The sequence below is a fragment of the Methylobacter arcticus genome (assembly GCF_050917435.1).
Taxonomy (GTDB): Bacteria; Pseudomonadota; Gammaproteobacteria; order Methylococcales; family Methylomonadaceae; genus Methylobacter_A; species Methylobacter_A titanis.
Genome location: NZ_CP159583.1, coordinates 3,063,584 through 3,088,176, shown reverse-complemented (window position 1 = coordinate 3,088,176; position 24,593 = coordinate 3,063,584). Strand labels below are relative to the sequence as shown.

The window sequence follows — 24,593 nt, the reverse complement described above, 5'->3', positions numbered from 1 at the left end:
GTAATGCCAATAGAATTCCTTACGAAAGAACAACGAAGCCATTACGGATTGTTTTCGGGTGAGCCCAATGACAATCAACTTGCCAGATATTTCCATTTGGACAATGCTGATATTTCGATAATCAACAATCGGCGTTGGGATCATAATCGGTTAGGTTTCGCGCTGCAACTGACAACAGTGCGGTTTTTGGGCACCTTCCTGACCGACCCAACTAACGTGCCGCCCGGTGTTTGTGCTTTTGTGGCACATCAAATTGGCGACATAGACAGTGGCTGCCTGTATAAATACTTGGAGCGGAAACCTACCCGTTATGCACATAGCGCTGAAATACAAGATAGATATGGCTACCATGATTTCAATGGCTTTGCTTGGCGGTTCAAGCTAAGCCGCATACTTTATGCCCGTTCGTGGATCAGCAATGAACGCCCCAGCGTCATGTTTGATTTTGCAACGGCCTGGCTGATTGATAATAAAGTCCTTCTGCCTGGCGCAACGACACTTTCGCGCTTGATCTCAGAAATTAAGAAAAGGACTAACAAGAGGTTATGGCAACGTTTGGCAGCTTTGCCCAATGATGCTCAAAAATCAAAACTGAAGGATCTTTTAAAAGTGCCAGATGGCGCCGGGTCTTCAAAATTTGACCTATTACGTCGTGGCCCAGTCAGTATCAGTGGGCCATCTCTTACCGCTGCGATTAATCGCTATGTTGAACTTCGTAACTTTGGTGTCCATACGCTCAGATTAAAGCATATTCCGCTGATTAGATTAAAAAATCTGGCCCGTTATGTAGGCATGGCCTCCATGCATAAAATTTTACGCTTGCCAGAGGAGAGGCGCATCGCAACCCTTGTTGCTTTTGTTTATGCTTTTGAAATAGCCGCGCTCGACGATGCGCTTGACGTACTTGATTTGCTGATCACCCAAGTGACCGCTGAGGCCAAAAAAAATGGGCGCAAGAAACGTTTGCGCACCATGAAAGACTTGGATAGGTCGGCACTCATTTTGGCGGAAGCCTGTGCTTTTATGTTGAATGGCGCAGGTAGTGATAATGATTTGCGCGATGCCCTTTTCACAAAAATACCCAAAGAGAATATGCTTCAATCTATTGCCACCATTAATGAATTGGCACGGGCACCGGACAACAATTATTATGACGAAATGGTCGAGCAATATGGCAGAGTTCGCCGTTTTTTGCCGCACCTGTTGGATAAAATAGACTTCAAGGCCGCTCCAGCCGGAACAACCCTGCTTGAAGCGCTCAATTATTTACGCCAATTGGATGGTAAACAGAAGCTATCCCTGAAAGATGCCCCAGTTGATATTGTTTTAAAATCTTGGCGTCGCTTAGTTTTTAATAAGGATGGTCAGGTAAACAAGCAAGCTTATACCTTGTGCGTATTGGACAGGTTACAAGATAATCTGCGGCGTCGTGACATTTATGTTGAAGCCAGCGACCGCTGGAGCGATCCCAGGGCAAAACTATTGCGAGGCGAACACTGGGAAGCCAACAAACTGCAAATTTGTCGGGCGCTTGGCCATTCGTTGACGGCCGATGAGGCTACCAAAAACCTGTCATCATCCCTCGATAATGCCTATAAACAAGCCGAAGCAAACTTTTCCACAAATGATGCCGTGCGTATTGAAACCGTCGATGACACCCCAACGCTGACCATCACTAATCTTGACCAATTGGAGGAACCGCCAAGCCTGATCCAGTTGCGCCTGCAAGTCACAAGTTTTCTGCCGCCGATCGATTTGACCGAATTGCTTTTGGAAATCCATGCGCACACCGGTTTTGCCGATACGTTCACGCATGTCAGTGAATCCAATGCGCGTGCTGACGATCTGGCCATAAGCATTTGTGCCGTGTTGATAGCCGAGGCTTGCAATATCGGCATTGAGCCCTTGATCAAACACAATATTCCTGCCTTAACGCGTCATAGGCTAAACTGGGTGAAGCAGAATTACATGCGCGCTGAAACATTGACGAGTGCCAATAGTCAGCTGGTTGATTATCACACAAGCATACCACTGGCAAAATCTTGGGGCGGGGGTGAAGTTGCATCGGCGGACGGCATGCGCTTTGTGACACCGGTCCGAACCATCAACTCAGGGCCCAATAAAAAATATTTTGGCTCGGATAGAGGGATCACTTGGTACAATTTCATATCCGACCAGTTTTCTGGCTTTCACGGGATTGTCATCCCCGGAACATTGAGAGATTCAATTTTTGTTTTGGAAGGCTTGCTGGAACAGCAAACCCGCTTGAACCCCACTGAAATCATGACGGACACTGCAGGGTCGAGCGATATGATTTTTGGGCTTTTTTGGCTGCTGGGTTATCAGTTTTCACCACGGTTGGCGGATGCAGGCGAATCTGTTTTTTGGCGTATTAATGTGAATGCCGATTATGGCGCACTGGATAAGCTCGCCAGAAGTAAGGTGAAAATGAACCGCGTTACGCAACATTGGGATGACATGTTGCGTATTGCCGGTTCGCTTAAACTGGGTACCATCCAGGCGTCAGAACTAATTCGTTCATTGCTCAAAAGCGAACGGCCTTCAAGTCTGGCCAAAGCGATTATTGAAGTGGGGCGCATCAATAAAACCATCTATCTGCTGAATTACATAGATAACAAGGAATATCGTCGTCGAATCTTAACGCAGCTTAATCGTGGCGAAGGCAGGCACGCCGTTGCCCGAGTAATTTGTCATGGTCAACGGGGTGAAATCCGCAAACGTTACCGCGAGGGCCAAGAAGATCAACTCGGCGCTTTAGGACTTGTCACCAATGCCGTTGTGCTTTGGAATACCCTATACATGGAATCGGCGTTAAACCATATGAAAGGCCAGGGTATCCACATCAATGAAGGAGATTTTCCCAGGTTGTCCCCATTGCTACATTCACACGTAAATATGTTAGGGCACTATTCCTTTGTACTCACTGATCTCATTTCAAAAGGTAAGCTAAGGCCTTTAAATAATCAAAGCTGAATCATGATAGAGGCTAGCGTTACTTTTCGTACCGTTGGACTTCAAAGCCCTTAGAAGATCATCTGTATATCAAGTGACCGCTGTTTAGAGTTCGCCGCCCTATGCGCGGCTTAGAAGAGGACAACTAAAGCCATTATCAACACGATAAAGTTCGCCGCCCTATGCGCGGCTTAGAAGTGTTGCGGTTTCTGCGGTAACGCTATCACTAAGTTCGCCGCCCTATGCGCGGCTTAGAAAAAGGCGTAAGAGGGGAGGGCAAGTCTTTAGCTGTTCGCCGCCCTATGCGCGGCTTAGAAATGACGCATATTGATAGCGTTGGCGGTGGCGTTGTTCGCCGCCCTATGCGCGGCTTAGAAAAGTTAATGATGCGGTCGAAAATGGATGTTTGCGTTCGCCGCCCTATGCGCGGCTTAGAAAACAACTCGCGTTCGGACGAATCTTTCGGAAGCGTTCGCCGCCCTATGCGCGGCTTAGAAACATTAAATGGGTGTGCTGTCAATGGCCAACAGAATTGAGCCATTATGTAGAGTGCTCAGTTATGAATAGCATGTAGTCAAGATTGGCGGATGTGCCTGTAAATTCTGGGTATTCTGTCTGGACTTTGTCGAATTAGTAGACGTAATTTCCGCGAAGATTTCCACTGGCGACTCCACAACAGGAGATCACTATGAAATCTATTATTACACCTCATGCCACACCTAATGCGTGGTTAACCAATAGCGTGCTTACGCCCCATCTGGATGCTTTTATCGCGCACCTACAGTGCGGCCGCTATGCTGCCGGAACGACCAGCGGGTATCTAAGAGGCATTGCCCCAGGGCTACCGCATTTAACTTTTAAATGCAACGCAAAATCAATAGGTTAAATTTTTTCGTGGTTGTACTGAGTTTTTTTATATTTCAACTAATTGATTATAAATGGATTTTATTTATATGCGCTCACCCTGGCGTTACTTTTCGTACCTCCTAACAGACCCATATGATACTTTATCACGCTCCTACAGTAGCTATCAGCTTGGATAAGTTTGTGTCACCACTGGTGACACTTTTAGCGGACTAAGCGCGGTAGGTCATTTCGGAGCGTGCGTCGATGAGGGCAGTTTTTGCGGAGTTAGACGGTAGCCCATGGCATGCATAATGGCGTTCACGTTGCCAAATTGCGGGTTGCCATTCTCCGAAAGGGCTTTCTGCACACCCTTCCGACTAAGGCCGGAGACTTCGGCGATCCGACTTACCCCCTTCACGCGACTCACCACGCGTAAGGACGACATCAGCGAGGCGGTATCGCCGCTCTCTGCATATTCATCAAAAAGGACACTGATATAATCGTCTACTTCTTCAGGATGAGTGCGTAGGTACTCTTCTTCAATCTCACCGATCGTTCTATAGTTGCTCATGGCTTAAATACTCCTGCCAATAGGCTTTCGCCTGTTGAATATCTTTGCTTTGGCTGTCTTTATCGCCGCCGCACAGTAGCACAACGATCTCGTTGTCATGCTCCCCAAAATAGACCCTGTAGCCGGGGCCGAAAAACAAGCGCAGCTCGCTAACCCCATCCCCGACCGGCTCACAATCCCCAAAGTTGCCTTGTTGCAGGCGGGAAACGCGGGCAAGGATACGTTTTCGGCCCATAATATCCCGCAATCCATAAAGCCAGTCAGTAAAAGGCTCTTTCTCGCTATCACGGGCATAAACAAGCACCCGCTTTGGCATTGTTGCGTCTGTCACGGCTCCACCTTCCTAGAATCTATAGCATAGCGAACTATAGTTCGCAACCATAGTGAATGCAAGCTGTTTTTTTTAGTTTTTTCAGGGCGAACCGACCGTTTTGCGCCGGTTCGAGTGCTAGGCGCGATAGCGCGCCTTAACCATAGAATCATAGACTCGGTGTTAATCAAGCGTAATGCGGCAAAGTAAAAATACCGTCTGTACAAGGCTGGCAACCCCCTCACAGCCATGTCGTCTTAAGCGACGACAATTGCCCTCAATGACTGCCTTATTTAACATAACCTCATTTTATGCGAAGTTTTTTTGTAAAGACAATATAGTAATGTCCTGTTTTAGCAAAGTAGAAATGTCCTCTCCGGTGTAAATTTACAGTTTTTTTGTAAATTGACTATGGATAACGACAGCTATGCAGGACATCATTACTATGAGCAACAAAGAATTACATCGCATAGAAATTCTACAAAAATTGATTGATAAGCGGCTGATCGAACATGAAGCTGCCAAGCAATTAGGCTTAAGCATTCGACAGATCAGGCGGTTAAGAAAAGCATATAAAGCTGATGGAGCCATAGGTGTTGTCAGCAAGAAACGCGGCAATCCAAGTAATCACAAGTATCCAGATTCGGTTAAAGAATTAGCCATAACTTATGTCAAACAATACTACGTTGATTTCAAGCCAACTTTTGCCTGTGAAAAATTAAGCGAAAACCATGGACTCACTATTTCTCGGGAAAAATTACGAAAATGGATGATTGATGCGGAATTATGGATACCCTGTCAATCAGCGTCCAGTATTTACCAGTAAACAGCGTCATAATTGGTCAATAATAAATTATTATTGCATTGTTTTTTAAGGATTATTATTGGAAAATCTGGTAAAAACCGATGCTGAAGGTGGTAACTTTTGCACGCTGATTTACAAGACACCGGCGCCGATTTAATCGTGCTGCCGGAATCCATGATGAATGGTCTGGGTATGGCTGATGACACGTTGACCCATCGGGAGATGCAAACAGCGAATGGTACAGTGAATGCCAAAGTCGGCATATTGCAGGAAGTCAGAATAGCGGGAGAAATCTTGGAAAATGTAGACGTCGCTTTTATTGACGACCATCTTTTAGCGAACAACAGTTTGTTAGGGATGAGCGTGCTTGGACGATATAAACTAGTCATTGATGATCAATCCAAATTGATCACTCTGTTTAAAAAATAAAGTGGTCAATTATGAATGGGAGCCTTTTCAAACCTTTTTTGGTAAGGAACTGCTGTCGTTTTTTTGCTGCAACATGTCCTATTGGATTAGACTTGGCCCAATCATAAAGATTCAATTAAATGAATGTGAGCAATCATGTCTACTTCCGAAAAAATTCCTAAATCCATGGCAGAAAAATTTACCACGATTACGGCTCTCACCGATTATTTCAGTAAAAAGTACCTCAATGAAGAATACAAAGTGATGATCCATCGTGTTGTCGGTGCACTGGCAAGAAAGCGGCCATCACCGTTACTAAAGGGCAAGGAAAATGTTTGGGCTGCCGCTGCAGTTCACGCTGTTGGACGAGTTAATTTTCTTGATGATCCCTCTCAGTCGCCTCACTGTAAATCTAAAACCATTTATGAGTTTTATGGAATCGCGGATAGCACCGGGCAAAACAAGTCGAAGGAAATAAGGGACTTGCTTAAAATGGGGCAGATGTCGCCCGACTGGACCCTGCCCAGTCTACTAGTTAATAACCCCATGGTATGGATGTTAGAAGTTAATGGCTTAATAGTCGATATTCGCCAGGCACCGCTTGAATTGCAGCAAGTTGCCTATGAAAAAGGCCTAATCCCCTTTATACCCTCCAAACAGGACGGATAGACTAAGAGCTGCAAGAAGTGAATAGTCTAATCAGAAGGAAAGTTTCGGCCAATTGCTGGCATTGGCGACAGGCCGCTTTGGGGCGATGAATATAGCAGAATAAAGTTAGGTGATGTACCATCAGCAGTCATTTAAAAAATTTTGGAAGTTAATTTACCCTGTTCATTTTTGATCAAAAAAACAATCGCTTTTATTATGAAAACTCATGCATGTCAAAACTCAAAGCGATTAATGCCACGGAATACGTAGGCGAGATTTATGCCGAAGTTATCACGAAAGCTATGACTGAAAAGTGCATATGGCCATGGTAATGATTGAAGTTGAAGCAGAAAAATTACTTAAGCCGAACAAATAGAACACCACGACAGTCAATCAAACCATCTGTTTTGATTGTCGAAAAATCTGGCTACACCGATTAACAATTGCTAATCTAGTTTTCACTATCTGATATGAGAGAAAACCATGATTAGCCCTACCGAAGAAACGCCGCCTGACCCTGTGCGTGAACGCTTGCTCAAAGCCGCGCTCGATAGCTTCCTATCCGACGATTACCACAAAGTCACAACCCGTTTAATTGCGGAAAAAGCCGATGCCAATATCTCGATGATTCGCTATTACTTTGGCAACAAAGAAGGCTTATATGAGGAAATGATTCGTGACACCATGAACCCGCTGCTTAAGGTCTTGGACGGACAGATGTTGAATTCCGTTGATGGATTTAAAGATTTTTTCTCGCTGTATTACGAGACCATGTCCAAACACCCCGAATTTCCAAAGTTGATTTTGAAAGTCTTGGCACTTAATCAAGCACCAGGGCGATGTTTTATTCAACAACTCTTAGAGCGTGGACGTACACGCGGCACCAAGAAAGTAGAAGAAATGCAGTCAAAAGGACAAATCACGCCTTCATTAGACCCTGACATTGTCAGAATCACTTTTGTGAGTTTGGCAATGATGCCGATGTTACTGAAAGACATCTTTGAAGAACAGCGGGGGCAAACAATGGATGCTGCGTTCCTTGATCAATTGGCGCAGTTCAATGGGCATTTGTTTGCCGCCAGTGTGACTCAGGCATCAGCTCAATAACGGAGCAAGCAGATGAAAAAACTAGCCACCAATCCATTCAAAGTTAAGCTGTTCAATCAATTGATGAGCGTTGCCAACGCGCTGCAAAATATACCCACGAAGATAACGCCACGACCTTTCAGACTTATGCAAATTGGCTCGCTGTTCTGGCAGTCGCGAGCATTATATGTCGCAACTAAGCTGGAATTAGCAGACACACTTGGCGACGGCGAAAAAAGTACGCTGGAAATCGCCACAGCTTTACAGCTTCACGAAAACCATCTCTACCGCTTGCTGCGAATGCTGGCTTCAATCGGTATTTTTGAAGAAACCGCACCGCGTGTTTTTAAAAACTGCAAAACCTCGGCATTTCTACGCCAAGATAATCCAAAAAACGTGCGCACCATGATTTTAATGCACAACTCACCCGAAATGACTGAGCCTTGGATGGAGTCTTTAGAAGACAGTATCCGCGATGGCGGTGTGCCGTTTGCGAAAGTGTATGGTGTCGAACTGTTTGACTATATGGATGCACACCATGATTTTGATTTGCTATTTTCAGAGGCGATGGATAGTGTAGAAAATCTCACAGGTAATTTATTTTTACAAGATTTTAACTGGGGACAGTTTGAGCGTATTATTGATGTCGGTGGTTCTAAAGGCAGTAAAGCTCTTTCCATTCTAAAGTCGTATCCCAATTTAAAAGCGGTTGTATTCGACAGACCGCAGATTATTGAGGCGGCAAAAACCTATTGGCCGGATAAAATAGCCGCCGATGTACTGGCACGCATAGATTTTGAGGACGGTAATCTATTTGGGTCTTTGCCAGTCGCACAGTCAGATAATGATTTGTTCGTGTTGTTTGCCATATTCCACGGCTTAAGTGATGAGCAATGCTCGATAATTTTAAGCAATCTGAAATCAGCTATCGGTCATTACAAGGCCACTATTTTGTTTGGTGATGCCGTGGCAGAGGAAATTTATATCAACCCAACTGTGGCGAGTTTTGATATGCAAATGTTGATTGGCACAAAAGGACGTGAACGCACCCAGAGCGAATGGGAACAATTGCTGGAAAACGCGGGTTTTGAGATCTTGGAAGTCATGAATGTGAGAACATTTGCCAAGTTTATTGTTGCCAAGCCAACTTGAATTTGACTGCACAATAATTACGGCCTTGGCTGTTGAAACGCGAAGTTATTTCTACTTTCCCAATGACCGGTATCGGGAAGCCTAAATCCATATCTGGCTGTCTCCTGTGGGTCGGTAGTGAGCCTTTAATCATCGTTTGATTTCCCGATTTAAACGTCTGCTTTGGAGATGCTACCATTTAATAACAGTCGCATCTCCAGTTTGCGTTAGGGTTAGATCTCGGTTTGTTCTGATATTTCTAGAGCGTCATCAACTTCAATACCCAGGTATCTGACGGTACTTTCAAGTTTGGTATGCCCCAGCAACAATTGCACGGCTCGTAAGTTTTTTGTCTTACGGTACACAAGCGTTGCTTTTGTTCTGCGCATGGTATGAGTTCCATATACCGCAGGATCGAGACCAATCGATTCAACCCAGTCATCCACAATCCGAGCATATTGCCGAGTCGAAAGATGCGGTGAACTATGAATTCGGCTTGGAAACAGATATTGATCCGATTTGAGCTGGGCTTGGCTGATCCAGGCGCCAACTGATTCTCTGGTTTGTTCAGTGATTTCAAACTGAACAGGGCGGTGTGTTTTCTGTTGCATAATCATAGCCCGCGTTGAAACTCTGTTTGTCAAACAGCGTGGAAAAATGGCCAGGGAATCGGGAAAACAGCGTCGAAAACTGTCCACTCCGATATGTGTCATGATCCGGTATTTTGCCGGAGAAACCTTGGGTGTTATTTATGGATTTTATTGCCGAAATCAGAAGGCGTCATTTTATAAGCGGTGAGGACATCAGCGCCATCGCAAGATCATTAAACCTGTTTCGTACCACCGTTCGCAAACATTTACTAACGACTGAAGAACCCGTTTACCATCGAAAAATTCAAACCTTTCCAAAGCTGGGTGATTTTCAGGAGCGACTTAAGCAATGGCTGGAAATAGAATCTCGCCTCCCCAAAAAACAACGTAGAACCGCACAGCGTTTGTTTGAATGCCTACAGGCAGAAGGTTATCGGGGTGCCTATGACAGTGTGCAGCGCTATGTGAAGCATTGGAAACTCGAACAGAAGATGACGCCTGCTGCCACCAAGGCCTTTATTCCTTTGGCTTTTCCCCCAGGAGAAACATGCCAGTTTGATTGGAGCGAAGAATTTGTCGAGTTAGGCGGGATTGGCAGAAAGATCAAGGTTGCTCATTTTCGTCTTTCCTATAGCCGAAAAATGTTTGTCGTGGCCTATCCTTGTGAAACCCAGGAAATGGTTCTGGACGCCCACAATAAAGCTTTTGCCTTCTTTGGCGGCGTGCCTTTGCGAATGGTCTATGACAACCTGAAAACCGTCGTTGATACGGTTTTTGTGGGTAAGGAACGTAAGTTTAATCGTCGTTTTTTAACCCTGGCCAATCATTATTTATTTGAACCGGTTGCCTGTACACCGGCTGCCGGCTGGGAGAAAGGCCAGGTTGAAAATCAGGTTGGCAATGTCCGTGAATGGTTATTTACCCCGCGTGCTCGGTTTGCTGATTTTAATGAGTTGAATGCCTGGCTGGAAAAGCGCTGTGAAGAGCTGGCTGGACGACAACATTCCAGCCAAAAGGCACGCACCATCGCTGAATGTTTTAAAGACGAGCAACCCTTGTTACGCTCAATAACGGCTCAGTTTGATGGTTACAAGGAGCACTTGTTACGCGTGTCCAGTACCTGTTTGATTCGACTGGATCGCAATAACTACAGTGCGCCCACTGCTTGGGTCGGTAAAGTCATTTCTGTCAAAGTGACCGCTGATCGTCTGCGCCTGGTCGCCGATGGCGACATCATTGCTGAGCATGCTCGTTGCTTTGGCCGTGATAAGTTCATCTTTAATCCTTGGCATTATCTGCCTGTATTAGAGCGAAAGCCAGGTGCGCTAAGGCATGGCATCCCCTTCCAAGATTGGGATTTGCCCCAGTCGATAAAAAAGGTTCGCGATCAACTATTGAAACAGTCGAAAGGTGATAAAGCCTTTGTTGAAGTGCTGGTGATGGCTAAAGGCGCAGGATTGGAGACCATGGAAGCGGCCTGTGCCTTGACTCTTGAATCGGGGGTTATCAACGCCAGTGTCGTCATTAATGAGCTACGACGGTTACTTGAACCACCCCGCGTTAAAACCCTAACGACTGTTGAAAGCTTGTCACTACACGTTGAGCCCGCTGCGGACTGCGGCCGTTACGATAGTTTGTTGAGTGGCCGTTATGTCCATTGATAATCTAGCTCAACTGAAAGCGCTGAAGCTATTCGGCATGGCCACGGCATTGGCGGAGATACGGGCAGAAACCCCACGACTCGCACTAACTCCCGACGGTTGTTTAAACAGGCTCATTGATGCTGAACTAGCGGATAGACAGGCCCGTAGCCTACGCTATCAGCTTAGTGCTGCAAAATTCCCCATTCATCGGGATATGGTTGCCTTTGAGTGGCAGGAATCACCGCTACCTCAAGCGCAAATACAGCAACTGGCTAGTGCAGCCTTTATGGAGGAGGCTCATAATCTGATTTTTGTTGGTGGAACCGGCACAGGAAAAACCCATTTGGCTACCGCTATGGGAGTGGCTGCTATTCACAAAAGTAAACGTGTTCGTTTTTACAATGCTGTCGATCTGGTTAATGAACTGGAAAGGGAAAAACAGGCAGGTAAAACAGGGGCCATGGCACGCAAGCTGATACAGGTTGATGCTGTTATTGTCGATGAATTGGGGTATCTGCCGTTCCCTGAGTCGGGTGGTGCTTTGCTATTTCACTTAATCAGTCAGCTGTATGAAAAAACCTCGCTAATCATTACTACCAACCTGAACTTCGGTGAATGGGTACAAGTATTTGGCGATGCTAAAATGACTACGGCCTTGTTAGACCGAATCACTCACCACTGTGATATTTTGGAAACAGGTAATGATTCCTATCGACTTAAGCAGCGTAAAAAGGAGCTAAAAACGGAATAACCTTACTTGCTGGACATTATTCGACGCTGTTAGGTGGATACTTTTCAACGCTGATTGACACAATCAATACTGTATCAATTATTAGCCATCAAGAGGAAAATCCTATAATTGATTCAATGGTTACAGCCGTACTAACGCTACCTGGATACAGAATTGTTCAAAAAATTGACGTTGTGAATGGCATTATCGTCCGCATCTCACTCAATCATTGGCAACTCTATAGACGGGTTACAATTGGCTGAGTCAGCCGTTAACAGCCAGACTTATTCAGCGGCAAAAGCCAAAGAACTGTGCTAGTTTGAGTTTTTAAGAGCACTTAAATAATTGATGAAAACATCTCCCTAGGTATTTGTACCATAGGATGGGATTAATGAGATTGTTTGGGGCATTCACTCCCTATCAATGAATATCTTCAAGATAAGCGGCGTAAGCGGCCAGCGCTACCAGCTACCCATCATTATCGTCCTGTGTTTAAACGTCTTCGACCGGACGTGCAAACGGCAGTAGTTCGTCAATACGACTATTGGGCCAGGTGGGCAGCTTTTCCAAGGTATCTCTAAGCCATGCTGCCGGATCTATTCCGTTGAGCTTTGCGGTACCCAGTAGCGTTTGAATGGCAGCAGCCCGTTGACCCGCACGCTCAGAACCAGCGAATAGCCAGTTCTTTTTACCAAGGGCAATGGGGCGAATGGTATTTTCCACCGGGTTATTGTCTATGGGCAAATGGCCAGTTTCTGCATAGCGGATCATGGCAGGCCAGCGTTTCAGCGTATAGTCCATGGCTTTGGCGGAGCCACCACCATTGGCGGTGCTGGACCGGGTTTGGGTGAGCCATTGATACAATGCGTCGAGTACCGGTTGGCTTTGTTCCGCACGTAGCTGTTGGCGAGCTTCGATATCCAGGGTTTTACCTTGTTGTTCGATAATGTACAGCTGGCCGATACGCGTCAAGGCTTCCAGCGCCATGGAGCTGGCATTGGCCTTGTGCAGATCGAAGAACTTCCGGCGTGCGTGTGCCCAGCAACCCAGTTCAATGCAGGGTGGCGCTTCTTGGCGTACAGTGGAGAACAAGGCCTTGTAACCGCCATAGTCATCGACCAATAAGTGCCCTTGCCACGCACCCAAGAACTGGCGCGCGTGCTCCCCACTTCGTCCACCCCGGTAATCGAAGACGATGATTCGAGGACCTTCTTCCAAGTCGTTGCTGCGGTAGGCCCAAAGGTAGGCTCTTTTGGTTTTTCCACTGCCGGGATCGAGTTGCGGGACGGGAGTTTCGTCGGCGTGGAGCATACCGCGTTCCAGTAGAATTTCAATAAGCCGATCCGCCAAGGGTTGCAGCGCCACACCGGTGCGCCCGACCCATTCCGCCAAGGTGGATCTAGCCAAAATGACATGGTCGCGGGCGGCGATTTGTTCCAAACGGTAGAGCGGTAGATGATCCAGGTATTTACTGATTAGCACCCAAGTCAGCAAACCCACCGCCGCCATGCCGCCATCGATAATAGCAGGTGGAATGGGTGCAGCGGTGATGGTTTCACAGGGACGGCATGCATATTGGGGGCGGATGTGGCGGTGGACAAAGAATTTGGCGGGCTCGACATCCAGTTGTTCAGTGATGTCTTCGCCGACCTTGACCAAGTCTTTACCACACCGACCGCATTGGCAGGATTCCGGTTCGTGGACATGCTCAATGCGCGGCAGATGAGGTGGCAAGGGTTGGTGACCCGCTCGAAGGCGTTTAGGTTGGGTAACAGTGGCGTTGGATTGCCCGTCTTCGGCCTGCTCGATTTCCGCTTCAAGCGCTGCGATGTCTTCGTTACAGGCTTCCTGGAACAAGTCGCGCTGTATACTGGACAACGCTTCATTCTTTACACCATAGCGAATCCGTCGAAGATGAGCCAATTCCAGAATCAGGGCTTGGATTTTAAGATCTTTGGCGTGAAGATCTGCTTGGTACTTCAACGTCTCTGTTTTCGCCTGATCCAGCAGCGACTGAACCAGTGCCGCCACCTGTGTTTTGGCGGCAGCATCGAGGTTCAATTCATCTAGCTGGATCAGTGTTTTCATAGTAATCATTTTACTACGAAAAAACTGCTGTAGCCACTATAAATACTGGGTTTGTAGTTGTTTTTTAGCCGAAAAATAGCTTAACTTAGGTGTGTAAATAGTCGGGTAGTTGAGCCGATAAACGCCGCCAATCGACCCCGGTAATTAGCCATTCCCACTGCGCTTGAGTGATCGAAAAGCAGCGGTCTCCCGACGTAGGCCAAATGAAATGCCCCCGATGTAACCGACGCTGACACAACCACACGCCATTGCCATCCCAGAGCAGAACTTTGATGCGATTGCCGGAGGTATTGCGAAACACAAAGGCTGATCCAACGCAGGGCTGACCCAAGGCTTGCTGTACCAGTGTCGACAGTCCATCTATTCCCCGACGAAGATCAACGGGGGCTACACTTAGCCAAACTTGTCCCGGGTTACCGATTAAGCCAGGCATTGCAGCAACTCTGCCAGCCAACGGGGTGACACCGCCGTGGACAGTTCAAGTTGAGCACCCTGAGCAAGCCGTAGTATCACGTTTGCTTCGGTGGTAGCGGCCGGAGCTGACTGCACCACTTGTATGGGAATGACTTCGAGTGGAGCATCCTTATCCATGGCTAATTCATGCCGTGTCCACCGCGAGAAGGTTTTAGGATTGATGTCTTGCTGGCGACAATAATCCGCCTGGCTTAGTCCACTCTGATGCCAAGCGTTCACATGATGTCGCCATTGTGTGCTTATTTTCATTATTTATCCTCATTAAAAAAATGTGAGGATGCCAGAAGTCGACCGGCTATTCTACGTGGCGCGACTGGACGCTAACAATAAGAATTGCTCTTCACCAACTATTCCATGGAAAGTGTGCTTACTGCGAGTCACCGCTGGTTCTTGAGAGTGGTTCGATTGATCATTTCTGTCAATCAGCGTCCAGTATTTACCAGTAAACAGCGTCATAATTGGTCAATAATAAATTATTATTGCATTGTTTTTTAAGGATTATTATTGGAAAATCTGGTAAAAACCGATGCTGAAGGTGGTAACTTTTGCACGCTGATTTACACTACCTTGAGTGTAATTTGAGCGGATGGCGGTTATAGTGGCGTTTTAGTCGAATGAAAAAAATGTTCAACTGGAACCTGGCTAAATTGTAAAAACGGCCCCACCTCAGCAAATCGGATCGTCATAATGACAGAAGAGCAATTACAAGTGATTCAATGGGAAATAGAGAATGTTTTTTATTACGTTAGCTATCCAGACAATATAGCTGCTAACTTGTGGAAAGACGGCGGCGGTAATATTAACTTTATGGATGAAATGACTTTAGATCATTTGAAGGCTTCCATCAAAAAAATTGAAAGCGACATCAAGAAATTGAAGTTACGAAGAAGGGGGGCTGTTTCTGATGCCATCGTACCTTTGGCAGAGCAAAAGATCGACGAACTAAATGAGGTATTTCAATTAAAGGCAAAAGCTTAGCCCATGGTCGAGAATATACATTCTGAAACAGATTGGGGGGCAACCTTTTGATAAAAAGTAGATAATAGATGTCCATGAATATAACCAAATACGTAAATAAGGAAATGTGTTAAATGTCTGAAAAAACCTATCTGCTGGAAGAGCTACTGCCCCAACTTGCCAAAGGCGATAAAAGAGAAGTTCATTTTCACTGGGACACCGCTACGAAGACCTGGAGCGTGACACTGGAAGGTGTGATACTTTCTGCTGCTGAGGCCGCTGCGTTGATAGCAGCTGCTAAATCCCTAGGAATGCACGACCCTGAGAGCGATCAAGATCAGGATCAAGACGAAGATCGTGGCCTTGCCCCCGGCAGATAAAACACGGCTATGATGAACCCGCCGCACCCCGGCGAAAAAATTAAACGGTTTGCTTCCGCCTACCCCATTCTTGGCGTTAAACGCTTTTGATGGGGAGTAGGACAAGTTGCAACCTAGACCGACCACTTTCGTTTTTGAAGCCCTCTAGCGAAAGGGATTGCAGAGGTGTTAAACGGCGTTGAAGATTTTCCACTAATCAGCACCATATTTTCTAGTCATCCAAGATAATTAAGTTAATAAACAACCAGTTAATATTTACATTCTGGAAAACTTAGACGCTTTTTTACTGTAAAAACTGGAAAAATTTCAATGCTCTTTTCCACACCGCAATACCAGTACGAACAAAATACGTTTTTTTAATGACAGATAATTGGGTAAAAATTAAATTTTGAAGACTCGCAACTGAGTTTTGACACAGCCTTGACCGGAATCAGCCAATCTTTGTTCATAAAACGACCATTTTCTGAACATAAACAGGCGGCTTATTACATTATCGCTTTCAAAAAAATCTGAATGGCCGGAATGGGTCACTATGCATAGGGGGCGGTTGCTGCCGTAGCTGAATCGTAGCTACGCATGACAGTTATTAAGGTGTGCTAGGTTGTTTGAGGCTGTTTTTGGATGTGGCGAGCATCGCAAGGTATTGATTTAATTGGTTGTTAATAGAGCATATAACATTCGTAATCAGTAGGTCACGAGTTCGACTCTCGTCATTGGCTCCATAAATATCAAAGGCATTAGGTGTGAAAATCTAATGCCTTTTTTATAGCCTAAAATTTAATAACGCCCTTTTAGTCTGGGTAATGGTCTGGGTTATAGGCAACGCTGCACACAGATCAAGGCACACAGATCAAGAAAAATTCAATGACAGGCATCTGCCTGCCATCACAACAATCAAAACTAACTCTGCTTAAATAATTCCTCGCTTCATAACAGCGGATATTTATAGTGGACCCCATACCGCCCATGCGAGTGAGGTGCTCTATCAATCCAAGAGTAATCCGACAGCCATACGCTATGATTCCATAGCGGTTTCCTGCCATAAATTTTTCGGGTTTCCATCGCCTGCCGGTTTATTTATGACGACACAAAGCCGTTTTGATGAGTTTAATGAATTTTTCAGTCAAATTCATAATCCCGAATATATTCATCATGTGCCCGGAACGATTACGTGCTCCAGAGATGCGGTAAAACCGGCGGAATTCTATTTTTTTTCAACGCCATCGGCCATGGCCAAACAAGCTGAAGATGCCCGGACTATGTTGCAAAACACGGCTTATCTGATGGCACAAATGCAAAGCCACTTTTCCCATCTGCAACCCACACGCGCTAACGAGCTGTCTAATACCCTTTATTTTAGAAAACCCAGCGATCGGGTCGTGAAAAAATATTCACTGGCAACCATGCGTTTGGCGCTGAATCATCAAAAACAGGATTATGCGCATGCTATGGTCATGCCGCATGTAGACCGGAAAGTATTAACAGAATTTCTGACTGATCTGGATCAAGATTCGGTCACCCGATTATAGATTCAACCCATTAAGTGCTGTGGTTCCAGGCGATACCAAGGGCAGTTATCAATGGTTTACCCGCACAAATACCGGTGGAGCGAAACATGAAAAACGTAAAGAAGTGGCCTTTTAATAAAGGTGTTACAGACACCTTTCAACTTTATTTAGGAGTACGATTATGAAACAAGCCTCTCGATTTTCCATTTGCCTGTGTTTCCTGTTTTATGCTCATCTTGCTTTGGCATTTGATGAAATTGAAGTCGTCACCTTAAATCAATATCTCGGTGCGGATCTAGCTCCTGTTCTCGCAGCCGAACCTGAAGCGTTCAATGATGCGCTGGTGGGCGTTTTGCAAAAAGTATCGGCAAGTGATTTTAAGGCGCGGGCTCTGGAACAGGCTCGCATGATTGCAAAGCGATCGCCGGAGATCATCGGTCTTCAGGAAGTTTGGGATTTAACCTGTATCGATCTTGATCCTCGGCCTGAATTTGGCTGTGACGATCCATCGATTGCCAATGCTTTTGATGACCATTTGGATTTAACGCTGGCAGCGTTAAATAACACACCGGAAGTACGGCGTAAAAAGGGTATAAATTATGAGGTAGCCGCCACAGTCAAGAACCTTGATTTAGACAAAGTGGCTGTGCCTGGATTGCCGTTTTCCGGTATACCCTTCTGTATAAAATGTCTCAATGCTATGCCTAATGCGATTCTAGTTGCCGTTGATCGGGATGTGATCTTGGCGCGTCGGGATGTGCAGGTTGCCAAGGTCGATTGGTCCGATGATGAGTCCTTTGGTTTATGCACAAAGCCATCAGTCGATGGTTGTAACTATCAAGTTGTCGCTTCAGTCGATTCGCTTGGGATAGCTATAGAGCGGGGTTTTGTGGCAGTGGACGCGACTATTGGCAATAAGGTTTATCGTATCGTCAATACGCATTTTGAAGTCAAAGGGGAGGACGTTGGTATGCCGGAATTCACTTTTTATCAAGCGGCCCAGGCTGATGAACTGCTTGAAACGATTGAAAAAACGACGTCTACAGATTATTTAATAGTGCTTGGTGATATGAATTCATCACCGGAACAGACTGATATTCCTGGCGTTTTTCCGCCGCCTTTCGTGACAGGCATCACCACGCCTTATCATCAATTCGTGGATAGCGGTTACCATGACGTATGGGAGCTGAAACCCGGTAAAGCCTCGGGTTATACGTGTTGCCAGCAGGAAGATCTGGTTAGCAAAAAATCGTTGCTAACGGAGCGGATCGATATGATCTTTACCCGTGAAATGCCTAAAAAAGTTAAACAAGCTAGCGTGTTGGGCGACAAGGTTACGACCAAAACCAATCCGCCTGGATTAGGCTTAGGGTTATGGTCTACGGATCATGGTGGAATTGCTGCTAAAATACAATTCTAATGGATTGCGGTTGATTTGTGATGACAGCCAGACTGGAAGCTGTTCTTTGAGTTTTGGATAATAAATGATCTGAGCTAAAGGCCAGTTTCCAGTGTGGAGCAAACGTTGGGCTATGTGCCGCCGAAGCGCTGTTTCTGCAGCCAGCCGCGCTGAATGTATTGAATTCTTTTACATTTTCTATAGCAATTTATAGCAAAACATAACTATCAATTCAGCTTAAATCGTTTCATTTCACAACAAATAATGAATACACTCAAAATGCATAGAGCGAATGAAATTGCATGCGGCATCGATTTTGGAACATCAAACACAACGGTAGCGATTGCCAATGGGCGTGATGAGTCAATCACCTTGGTTCCGGTAGAAGAGCAACATTTAACGATACCGTCGACAATTTTTTTTCTGGCAGAAAATCCTGCCATTTTTTTTGGCCGTAAAGCGATTAATGCTTATGTTGCCAGGGAGGAGGGTCGGTTCATGCGAAGTTTTAAGCGGGTGCTTGGAACTTCTCTGATGAAGGAAGGAACGACGATAAGCGGAAGAACAACCCGGTTCGAACACATTATTGGCCATTTTATTGAGCATATAAAAAATAAAGCAGAGTTATTGGCTGACAGAGACATCGAAAATGTAGTTGCCGGACGGCCGGTTCATTTTATCGATGGCAATGACAAAGCAGACAAGGAGGCAGAAGGCCAGCTTGAGGCCATATTCGTATCCGCCGGTTTTAAAAATATTCGCTTTCAATATGAACCTATTGCTGCCGCGTTTGCGCATGAATTAAACAGTGGCGATACCGAAAGGTTAGCGGTCGTTATCGACATTGGCGGCGGTACCTCGGACTTTACGATAATGCGCTTATCCGGGCGTTACATCAAAAAACAAGATCGCCAAGAGGATATTCTGGCTAATGCGGGGACTCGGATTGGGGGTAATGATTTTGACCGGTCATTGAGCTTGAAATGTTTTATGCCGTTGTTAGGATTAGGTTCTTTTTGGGGTTCTAAGGGGCTGGGTTTTCCCATAACGCCTTTTTTCGATCTTTCAGAATTGAGTAAAATTCAGTATATGTATGCGAAAAAATATAAAAGGGATTTAAGGGCATTAATTAGTCAATCAAATGATAAGGTTCTTACTCATCGATTGCTGTCGATTGTAGAGGAAGAGCTGGGGCATACCTTGATGTCCAGAGTTGAGGAAAGCAAAATTCAACTGAGTTCAAGCGAGCAAACAACGGCTGATCTTGCTTTTATTGAAGCAAATTTGCAAGCGCCTATAGATCGGGCAGAACTGGAGGAAAGTCTATATGGAAATATCGAAAGCATCCAAAAAACGATTCATGAATGCGTGGTGATGGCTGGCGTGAAAGCAGACGATGTGGCGCTGGTAATTTTAACTGGCGGCGGTACCGCTATTCCGATGATTCAACAAATTACTCATCGCATGTTTCCACATGCCGAAATTTCCGAAGGCAATCGCTTGTCCAGCGTTGGCTTCGGTTTGGCGTGTGACGCAAGAAGGTGTTATTTAGGCGGTCATTGAAAGTTTTAGTTTTGAACTGAAGCCGGTTTTATGGTCGTAACAGTCTATTTGATAGGGGATATATCGCGATATGAGCATGGTATACTGGTTGGCTTAAATTAAGGCTGATAAATGACTGATAACAATATTCAAACAATTGAACTGCACCCGCTTTGCACTTACTTCCCGCGAATGTCTGATGCCGAGTTTATTTCACTTAAAGAAAATATACAGATTAACGGACAAACACACCCTATCTACACGCTGGACGGCATGATTCTGGATGGCGGCAATCGCTATCGTGCGCTATGTGAGCTGGGTATTGCTCCGGTCATTATTGAGTACACCGGCTCCAATCCTACACAATTTATCTTGTCGTCAAATTTACATCGTAGACACTTAACTCAGGGACAGTCTGCGGCTATCGTATCGGCATCCCAAAGCTGGGTAAATGCTCAGGCAGCGGGTAGCGCCCAATTACAGAATGTTGCGCAGTTAGACAGTGCAACATCCAGGGCTAAGCAATCCGGGGTAGGACATCGTACTCAACAGTTGGCCGATAAGCTGGTTAAGGAAGCACCGGCGGAACTGGTAAAGGAAGTTATAGACGGCAAAAAAAGTCTGAATAAAGCCATTAAAGAAATCTCACCGCCTAAGCTTGTAGTATCCAAGCCCGAGCCCGTTCCAACTGTCGAGCCGGAAGCTGGGGACAGCCAGAGCGGCATTATTGACCAACAGCAAAGTGCGATACAGGCGTTAGAAGCCGATAACAAGGTGATGATGAAAGTGTTTGAGTCCGACGACAGGATTTCAGCCTCGATTGAACAAGTTAAGCGATTAACCGAGCTGAACAGGGATTTGAACGAGCGCATCAATGGCTTGATGACTGCCAAGGAAGAAGCGATTAACACGGCTAACTACTGGAAAGATCGGTTCCTAACGCTCGAAGCAGAGCTTAGCAACAGCGTTGCAAAATAACCTTTCGACACAAGAGAAAATCTAATAATGTTGACGTTACCTTCCTTATGGAACCTGATTATCTCCACTATGGTGTTTTTCGTAGCAGTCCGGTATCTCCACCGCTATCTGGAAGAGCGGGGCTTGCCCAAGGGCATGACACGCGGCACACTGGTGTTTGTGCTTGCCTCCCTGGTGTCGTGGGGATCGGGAGAGGCCGTGGACTGGACGCAACAAAAAATAGAGGGGCCGCAACCGGCGGTGCAAACCTCGGTTGAGCTGATACAACTGCTGAAGGCGGCAGGTCTTGAGCAACCCGTGGCCGCAGCATCAAAAGAACTGGGTTCGAATTAACTGCTTAGCGACGCTCAAATAATTTTTTCTCTGGTGAGGGAATAAAGTGCGACTTAAAAGCAGCTGCCATAATCCAGTAACAACTCATCACAGCCAAAAAATATTCTCGGGTAGTCTATACGTATCAATAGCTTCAAACTATATTCGAAAAATACGCTGACCGTCAGCAATCGAGCGCACGCCGCCCAAACGCTTAGAGCGGTATTGGGCGAGCATCGCCAAACGGCGGTTGTCCACCAGACAATCGGCAGCACTAGCATCACATGCACATCATCCCAGCCGGATACGGTAAACATGCCGACTTTTACCAGCGTGTCTGCGCCATACAAACAAATGTTCAGGATAAGAAAAAAAGGCCAGAACGCCCACTTGAGCGCCACACCGCCATTCCATGCGGCCAACAGATAGTGGTCAGCGGATTTTTTCTGTTGATCTCCTCCGAAAAACAGTGAGCTTATAAATAGAACCATAAACAGGGCTATAAACATAATCAGCAAATCTAGCGGACTGGCTAAACCAATATGGGCGAAAAATAAGGGTAATGAATAAATGAACATAATTGAACGTGTTTGTGGGCAAGGAATAAAACACTGAATTAGACGGTAATCAGCTTTGTTTCAGTAACAATGCAAACTGCTCAATCGGGACTGGCTTGCTGAATAAGTAACCCTGAATAGCCGGGCAACCGTGACGCTCCAAAAATGCGCGTTGCTCTTCAGTTTCTACGCCCTCAGCAATCACATCCATGCCAAGATTGTTGGCCATGCCGATAATGGTTTGCACAAGCACGGTATCGGTAAGCTTTACACCAATATTGTGTACGAAGGACTGATCAATCTTCAGGCAGTTGTGTTAGGTAAGCCAGCGATGAATAGCCGGTGCCGAAATCATCCATGGAAAAACGCACCCCGATTTTTTTGAGAGCGTGCATTTTAATGATAGCCTCTTTTATGTTGTCGAGTACCAGACTTTCAGTCAGTTCGAGTTTGAGCCGATCAGGTTGGATGGCATATTTTTCTAGCATGGCGCAAACCTGCTCGATAAAACTGGCTTCATGGAACTGATGAGCGCTGACATTAACGGCAAGTTGCAAATGCCGGGTATCGGGCATATCCGCCCAACTTTTTAGTTGGGCGCAGGCTGTTTCCAGCACCCACAGGCCTATGGGCAGGATCAATCTGGTTTTTTCAGCCAGTGGAATGAATTCGAGCGGTGAAACCAAGCCGCGTTCAGGGTGCTCCCAACGCAACAGCACTTCGGCGCCGATAATCCGGCGGTCATGGGTTGCTTGCAACTGAAAGTAAAGTTTGAATTGATCGTTCTTCAGTGCTTGGATCAAATCCGCTTCCAGACTCGCGCGGGCCATAATCGTAGTCTGCATCTCCGGATCAAAAAAACGTAAGGTATTGCGCCCCCCTGCCTTGGCTGCATACATGGCGATATCTGCCTGTTTCAGTAGGTCATCGATGGACTCCTTGCTGCTATTGAACAAGGTAATGCCGATACTTGGGGTACTGTGGTAGTGACTATGGTCGAGCTGATAGTTTTGATTAAGGGCCAGGATAATCTTTTCACCCATATCCTTGGCCTGATTGACGGCATCCTTGCAAGTCGGGCTCAACTCTTCCAGGATGACGACAAACTCATCGCCTCCCAAGCGAGCTACGGTATCGCCCTTGCGTATGCAACCTAAAAGACGCGCGCCAGCCTGTGTTAATAGCAGATCCCCCATATCGTGCCCCAGTGTGTCATTCAGCGCTTTAAAATTATCCAGATCGATGAACAGCAAGGCACTATACTTTTTACTTCTGTCGCTAAGAAGAAACGCTTTTTCCAAGTGTTCTTGAAATAGTCGGCGATTGGGCAGTAGGGTGAGTGGATCGTAATAGGCCAGCTGGTGAATTTTGGCGATTGACTCCTTTTCAGCGGTGATGTCGGCAAAGGAAGCGACGTAATGACTGATGTCCCCGGCGGGTGAATAAACAGCAGAAAGATTGAGTCGCTCAGAATAAATAACGCCATCTTTGCGCTGATTCCAGATGTCGCCCTGCCAGAAACCTTTATTCTTTAGAATCCGCCACATGTTTTGATAGAACACTGGGTCGTGCCGTCCAGAACTGAGCATACTCGGTTTCTGGCCGATGGCTTCTGCTGCACTGTAACCTGTCACGCGGGTAAAAGCTTGGTTGACCTCTATGATGACGGCATTGGCGTTAGTGACAAACATGCCCTCTTGCGACTCAAAGGCGATAGCGGCGATGCGAAGCTTTTCCTCATTACACTTACGTTTGCTGATGTCCATTTCGATACCTGCCATACGCAGTGGGGTTCCTTCGGTGTCGCGCTTGATCACGGCGCCGCGATCCAATAGCCAAAGCCATGATCCCGATTGGGTGCGAACGCGATATTCAGCCTGAAAAAATAGCGTGTGACTTTCTAAATGCGCGGTCAACGCCGCATGATAGGCTTGGAGGTCATCAGGGTGGATATCGTTTTCCCAGTCACTGAAATGGCGTTCTTTTTCGTCCAGCCGGTAGCCGCGCATCTTGGCCCAATGTTCATTGAAAATGATTCGTCCGGTTTCTATATTCCATTCCCAAGACCCCATCTCGGCATTAGTCAGGCTTAGAGCCGCATTCATCTCGACTTCAGACAAATGCGCGATGGCTTGTCTGCTTTCGGTAAGCGTGATGCGTACCTTCGAATCTGCACTGTCAGTTGTTACCAACAGGCCATTCAGTTGAACGGGAAATTCGGCGCCGTCACTGTGTTTCAAGGTTAGCTCGATATTCTTGTGCTGGTTGTGTTTCATGATCCCAGCAAAAAAAAGATGCCAACGGTCACCGTCTTTGGGTATCACAAAAGCTGAAAAACGACGATGTAGCAGTTCACGACGATCTATACCCAGTAATTTGGCCGCGGTGAGGTTGATCTCAGCGATCAAGCCGACTTGGGTGGTGGTGAGGTAACCGACCGGAGAAAAATCATAGAGATCAATATAACGGTCGCGGGATTCATCCAAATCGAAATGAGCGCGCCTCAGCTGCTGCTTGTAATGCATTCGGGGGAAGTGGATTTTTATCCATGCAACTTCATCTGCTCGGCTGTTATTTAGATTATTTTGTTAAAGTATAGTATCTAACTTTTTTAAGAAACCTTACATTTATTATATGAATTCAAGGCGTCCAAGCCG

The 24,593-nt window shown here is 46.1% G+C and carries 23 protein-coding genes, 1 pseudogene and 1 CRISPR repeat array; of the genes and pseudogenes, 16 read left to right on the top strand and 8 right to left on the bottom strand.

Annotation, left to right across the window (positions count from 1 at the left end; translation table 11 throughout):
* The first annotated feature begins 3 nt into the window (after positions 1–3).
* Together ABXJ76_RS14665 and ABXJ76_RS14660 are read left to right on the top strand one after the other, a co-directional pair.
* Positions 4–2,994: a Tn3 family transposase gene (locus ABXJ76_RS14665; RefSeq protein ID WP_432741471.1), complete on the top strand. Its 2,991-nt coding sequence runs from the start codon at positions 4–6 to the stop codon at positions 2,992–2,994.
* Positions 2,995–3,083: 89 nt separating this feature from the next.
* Positions 3,084–3,471: direct repeats of the CRISPR family, unit length 28 nt; unit sequence GTTCGCCGCCCTATGCGCGGCTTAGAAA.
* 190 nt (positions 3,472–3,661) lie between these two features.
* Complete coding sequence (locus tag ABXJ76_RS14660) at positions 3,662–3,859, top strand: hypothetical protein (RefSeq protein ID WP_432741470.1); 198 nt, start codon at positions 3,662–3,664, stop codon at positions 3,857–3,859.
* Between the two features lie 204 nt (positions 3,860–4,063).
* On the opposite strand, the gene ABXJ76_RS14655 is transcribed toward ABXJ76_RS14660, so the two are convergent.
* The gene (locus tag ABXJ76_RS14655) at positions 4,064–4,390 is read right to left on the bottom strand and encodes an addiction module antidote protein (RefSeq protein WP_432741469.1); all 327 of its coding nucleotides are present in this window, start codon (positions 4,388–4,390) and stop codon (positions 4,064–4,066) included.
* Positions 4,377–4,721: a type II toxin-antitoxin system RelE/ParE family toxin gene (locus ABXJ76_RS14650; protein ID WP_432741468.1), complete on the bottom strand. Its 345-nt coding sequence runs from the start codon at positions 4,719–4,721 to the stop codon at positions 4,377–4,379. The genes ABXJ76_RS14655 and ABXJ76_RS14650 overlap by 14 nt, the downstream gene beginning before the upstream one ends.
* A gap of 424 nt (positions 4,722–5,145) precedes the next feature.
* On the opposite strand from ABXJ76_RS14650, the gene ABXJ76_RS14645 reads away from it, so the two are divergent.
* From ABXJ76_RS14645 to ABXJ76_RS14625, 5 genes are all read left to right on the top strand, one after another.
* The gene (locus tag ABXJ76_RS14645) at positions 5,146–5,526 is read left to right on the top strand and encodes a helix-turn-helix domain-containing protein (RefSeq protein ID WP_432741467.1); all 381 of its coding nucleotides are present in this window, start codon (positions 5,146–5,148) and stop codon (positions 5,524–5,526) included.
* 99 nt (positions 5,527–5,625) lie between these two features.
* Positions 5,626–5,934, top strand: a complete 309-nt coding sequence (locus ABXJ76_RS14640) for a retropepsin-like aspartic protease family protein (RefSeq protein WP_432741466.1) — start codon at positions 5,626–5,628, stop codon at positions 5,932–5,934.
* 135 nt (positions 5,935–6,069) lie between these two features.
* Positions 6,070–6,582, top strand: a complete 513-nt coding sequence (locus tag ABXJ76_RS14635; RefSeq protein ID WP_432741465.1) for a DUF6398 domain-containing protein — start codon at positions 6,070–6,072, stop codon at positions 6,580–6,582.
* Between the two features lie 462 nt (positions 6,583–7,044).
* Positions 7,045–7,668, top strand: a complete 624-nt coding sequence (locus ABXJ76_RS14630) for a TetR/AcrR family transcriptional regulator (RefSeq protein WP_432741464.1) — start codon at positions 7,045–7,047, stop codon at positions 7,666–7,668.
* A gap of 12 nt (positions 7,669–7,680) precedes the next feature.
* Positions 7,681–8,799: a methyltransferase gene (locus ABXJ76_RS14625; RefSeq protein ID WP_432741463.1), complete on the top strand. Its 1,119-nt coding sequence runs from the start codon at positions 7,681–7,683 to the stop codon at positions 8,797–8,799.
* Positions 8,800–9,011: 212 nt separating this feature from the next.
* Here the strand turns inward: ABXJ76_RS14625 and ABXJ76_RS14620 are convergent, their stop codons facing one another.
* Complete coding sequence (locus ABXJ76_RS14620; RefSeq protein WP_432741462.1) at positions 9,012–9,389, bottom strand: tyrosine-type recombinase/integrase; 378 nt, start codon at positions 9,387–9,389, stop codon at positions 9,012–9,014.
* A 131-nt stretch (positions 9,390–9,520) separates the two neighbouring features.
* Between ABXJ76_RS14620 and istA the strand changes: the two genes are divergently transcribed.
* Complete coding sequence (gene istA, locus ABXJ76_RS14615; RefSeq protein WP_432746532.1) at positions 9,521–11,029, top strand: IS21 family transposase; 1,509 nt, start codon at positions 9,521–9,523, stop codon at positions 11,027–11,029.
* Positions 11,019–11,762: an IS21-like element helper ATPase IstB gene (gene istB, locus ABXJ76_RS14610; protein ID WP_432741461.1), complete on the top strand. Its 744-nt coding sequence runs from the start codon at positions 11,019–11,021 to the stop codon at positions 11,760–11,762. The genes istA and istB overlap by 11 nt, the downstream gene beginning before the upstream one ends.
* A gap of 471 nt (positions 11,763–12,233) precedes the next feature.
* Here the strand turns inward: istB and tnpC are convergent, their stop codons facing one another.
* The 3 genes from tnpC to tnpA all read right to left on the bottom strand — a co-directional run bounded on the left by tnpC (position 12,234) and on the right by tnpA (position 14,552).
* Complete coding sequence (gene tnpC / locus ABXJ76_RS14605; protein WP_432741460.1) at positions 12,234–13,829, bottom strand: IS66 family transposase; 1,596 nt, start codon at positions 13,827–13,829, stop codon at positions 12,234–12,236.
* An 85-nt stretch (positions 13,830–13,914) separates the two neighbouring features.
* Complete coding sequence (gene tnpB / locus ABXJ76_RS14600) at positions 13,915–14,262, bottom strand: IS66 family insertion sequence element accessory protein TnpB (RefSeq protein ID WP_432741459.1); 348 nt, start codon at positions 14,260–14,262, stop codon at positions 13,915–13,917.
* The gene (gene tnpA, locus ABXJ76_RS14595) at positions 14,250–14,552 is read right to left on the bottom strand and encodes an IS66 family insertion sequence element accessory protein TnpA (protein WP_432741458.1); all 303 of its coding nucleotides are present in this window, start codon (positions 14,550–14,552) and stop codon (positions 14,250–14,252) included. The genes tnpB and tnpA overlap by 13 nt, the downstream gene beginning before the upstream one ends.
* Before the next feature lie 438 nt (positions 14,553–14,990).
* Between tnpA and ABXJ76_RS14590 the strand changes: the two genes are divergently transcribed.
* The 7 genes from ABXJ76_RS14590 (at position 14,991) to ABXJ76_RS14560 (ending at position 21,400) form a co-directional block, all read left to right on the top strand.
* Positions 14,991–15,281 (top strand): hypothetical protein, encoded by a 291-nt coding sequence (locus ABXJ76_RS14590; RefSeq protein ID WP_432741457.1) that lies wholly within the window; start codon positions 14,991–14,993, stop codon positions 15,279–15,281.
* A 113-nt stretch (positions 15,282–15,394) separates the two neighbouring features.
* Entirely contained in the window at positions 15,395–15,640 is a 246-nt protein-coding gene (locus ABXJ76_RS14585) for a hypothetical protein (protein ID WP_432741456.1), read from the top strand.
* A 1,079-nt stretch (positions 15,641–16,719) separates the two neighbouring features.
* On the top strand, positions 16,720–17,169 hold the full coding sequence (locus ABXJ76_RS14580; RefSeq protein WP_432741455.1) for a hypothetical protein: 450 nt from the start codon (positions 16,720–16,722) through the stop codon (positions 17,167–17,169).
* 160 nt (positions 17,170–17,329) lie between these two features.
* Positions 17,330–18,568, top strand: coding sequence for a hypothetical protein (locus ABXJ76_RS14575; RefSeq protein ID WP_432741454.1), 1,239 nt, complete (start codon positions 17,330–17,332; stop codon positions 18,566–18,568).
* A gap of 243 nt (positions 18,569–18,811) precedes the next feature.
* On the top strand, positions 18,812–20,110 hold the full coding sequence (locus tag ABXJ76_RS14570; RefSeq protein ID WP_432741453.1) for an Hsp70 family protein: 1,299 nt from the start codon (positions 18,812–18,814) through the stop codon (positions 20,108–20,110).
* Between the two features lie 111 nt (positions 20,111–20,221).
* A complete protein-coding gene (locus ABXJ76_RS14565; protein ID WP_432741452.1) occupies positions 20,222–21,067 on the top strand; it encodes a hypothetical protein in 846 nt (281 codons plus the stop codon).
* A 27-nt stretch (positions 21,068–21,094) separates the two neighbouring features.
* A complete protein-coding gene (locus ABXJ76_RS14560) occupies positions 21,095–21,400 on the top strand; it encodes a hypothetical protein (protein WP_432741451.1) in 306 nt (101 codons plus the stop codon).
* 53 nt (positions 21,401–21,453) lie between these two features.
* On the opposite strand, the gene ABXJ76_RS14555 is transcribed toward ABXJ76_RS14560, so the two are convergent.
* A complete protein-coding gene (locus ABXJ76_RS14555) occupies positions 21,454–21,957 on the bottom strand; it encodes a hypothetical protein (protein ID WP_432741450.1) in 504 nt (167 codons plus the stop codon).
* A 49-nt stretch (positions 21,958–22,006) separates the two neighbouring features.
* Positions 22,007–24,461, bottom strand: a pseudogene (locus ABXJ76_RS14550) (sensor domain-containing protein).
* Positions 24,462–24,593 lie beyond the last annotated feature (132 nt).

What these genes read in the sequence shown, in the direction of transcription:
- ABXJ76_RS14665 (WP_432741471.1), top strand. Translation starts at nt 4, where the DNA reads ATGCCAATAGAATTCCTTACGAAAGAACAACGAAGCCATTACGGATTG.
- ABXJ76_RS14660 (WP_432741470.1), top strand. Translation starts at nt 3,662, where the DNA reads ATGAAATCTATTATTACACCTCATGCCACACCTAATGCGTGGTTAACC.
- ABXJ76_RS14655 (WP_432741469.1), bottom strand. Translation starts at nt 4,390, where the DNA reads ATGAGCAACTATAGAACGATCGGTGAGATTGAAGAAGAGTACCTACGC.
- ABXJ76_RS14645 (WP_432741467.1), top strand. Translation starts at nt 5,146, where the DNA reads ATGAGCAACAAAGAATTACATCGCATAGAAATTCTACAAAAATTGATT.
- ABXJ76_RS14635 (WP_432741465.1), top strand. Translation starts at nt 6,070, where the DNA reads ATGTCTACTTCCGAAAAAATTCCTAAATCCATGGCAGAAAAATTTACC.
- ABXJ76_RS14630 (WP_432741464.1), top strand. Translation starts at nt 7,045, where the DNA reads ATGATTAGCCCTACCGAAGAAACGCCGCCTGACCCTGTGCGTGAACGC.
- ABXJ76_RS14625 (WP_432741463.1), top strand. Translation starts at nt 7,681, where the DNA reads ATGAAAAAACTAGCCACCAATCCATTCAAAGTTAAGCTGTTCAATCAA.
- ABXJ76_RS14620 (WP_432741462.1), bottom strand. Translation starts at nt 9,389, where the DNA reads ATGCAACAGAAAACACACCGCCCTGTTCAGTTTGAAATCACTGAACAA.
- istB (WP_432741461.1), top strand. Translation starts at nt 11,019, where the DNA reads ATGTCCATTGATAATCTAGCTCAACTGAAAGCGCTGAAGCTATTCGGC.
- tnpC (WP_432741460.1), bottom strand. Translation starts at nt 13,829, where the DNA reads ATGAAAACACTGATCCAGCTAGATGAATTGAACCTCGATGCTGCCGCC.
- tnpB (WP_432741459.1), bottom strand. Translation starts at nt 14,262, where the DNA reads ATGCCTGGCTTAATCGGTAACCCGGGACAAGTTTGGCTAAGTGTAGCC.
- tnpA (WP_432741458.1), bottom strand. Translation starts at nt 14,552, where the DNA reads ATGAAAATAAGCACACAATGGCGACATCATGTGAACGCTTGGCATCAG.
- ABXJ76_RS14590 (WP_432741457.1), top strand. Translation starts at nt 14,991, where the DNA reads ATGACAGAAGAGCAATTACAAGTGATTCAATGGGAAATAGAGAATGTT.
- ABXJ76_RS14585 (WP_432741456.1), top strand. Translation starts at nt 15,395, where the DNA reads ATGTCTGAAAAAACCTATCTGCTGGAAGAGCTACTGCCCCAACTTGCC.
- ABXJ76_RS14580 (WP_432741455.1), top strand. Translation starts at nt 16,720, where the DNA reads ATGACGACACAAAGCCGTTTTGATGAGTTTAATGAATTTTTCAGTCAA.
- ABXJ76_RS14575 (WP_432741454.1), top strand. Translation starts at nt 17,330, where the DNA reads ATGAAACAAGCCTCTCGATTTTCCATTTGCCTGTGTTTCCTGTTTTAT.
- ABXJ76_RS14570 (WP_432741453.1), top strand. Translation starts at nt 18,812, where the DNA reads ATGAATACACTCAAAATGCATAGAGCGAATGAAATTGCATGCGGCATC.
- ABXJ76_RS14565 (WP_432741452.1), top strand. Translation starts at nt 20,222, where the DNA reads ATGACTGATAACAATATTCAAACAATTGAACTGCACCCGCTTTGCACT.
- ABXJ76_RS14560 (WP_432741451.1), top strand. Translation starts at nt 21,095, where the DNA reads ATGTTGACGTTACCTTCCTTATGGAACCTGATTATCTCCACTATGGTG.
- ABXJ76_RS14555 (WP_432741450.1), bottom strand. Translation starts at nt 21,957, where the DNA reads ATGTTCATTTATTCATTACCCTTATTTTTCGCCCATATTGGTTTAGCC.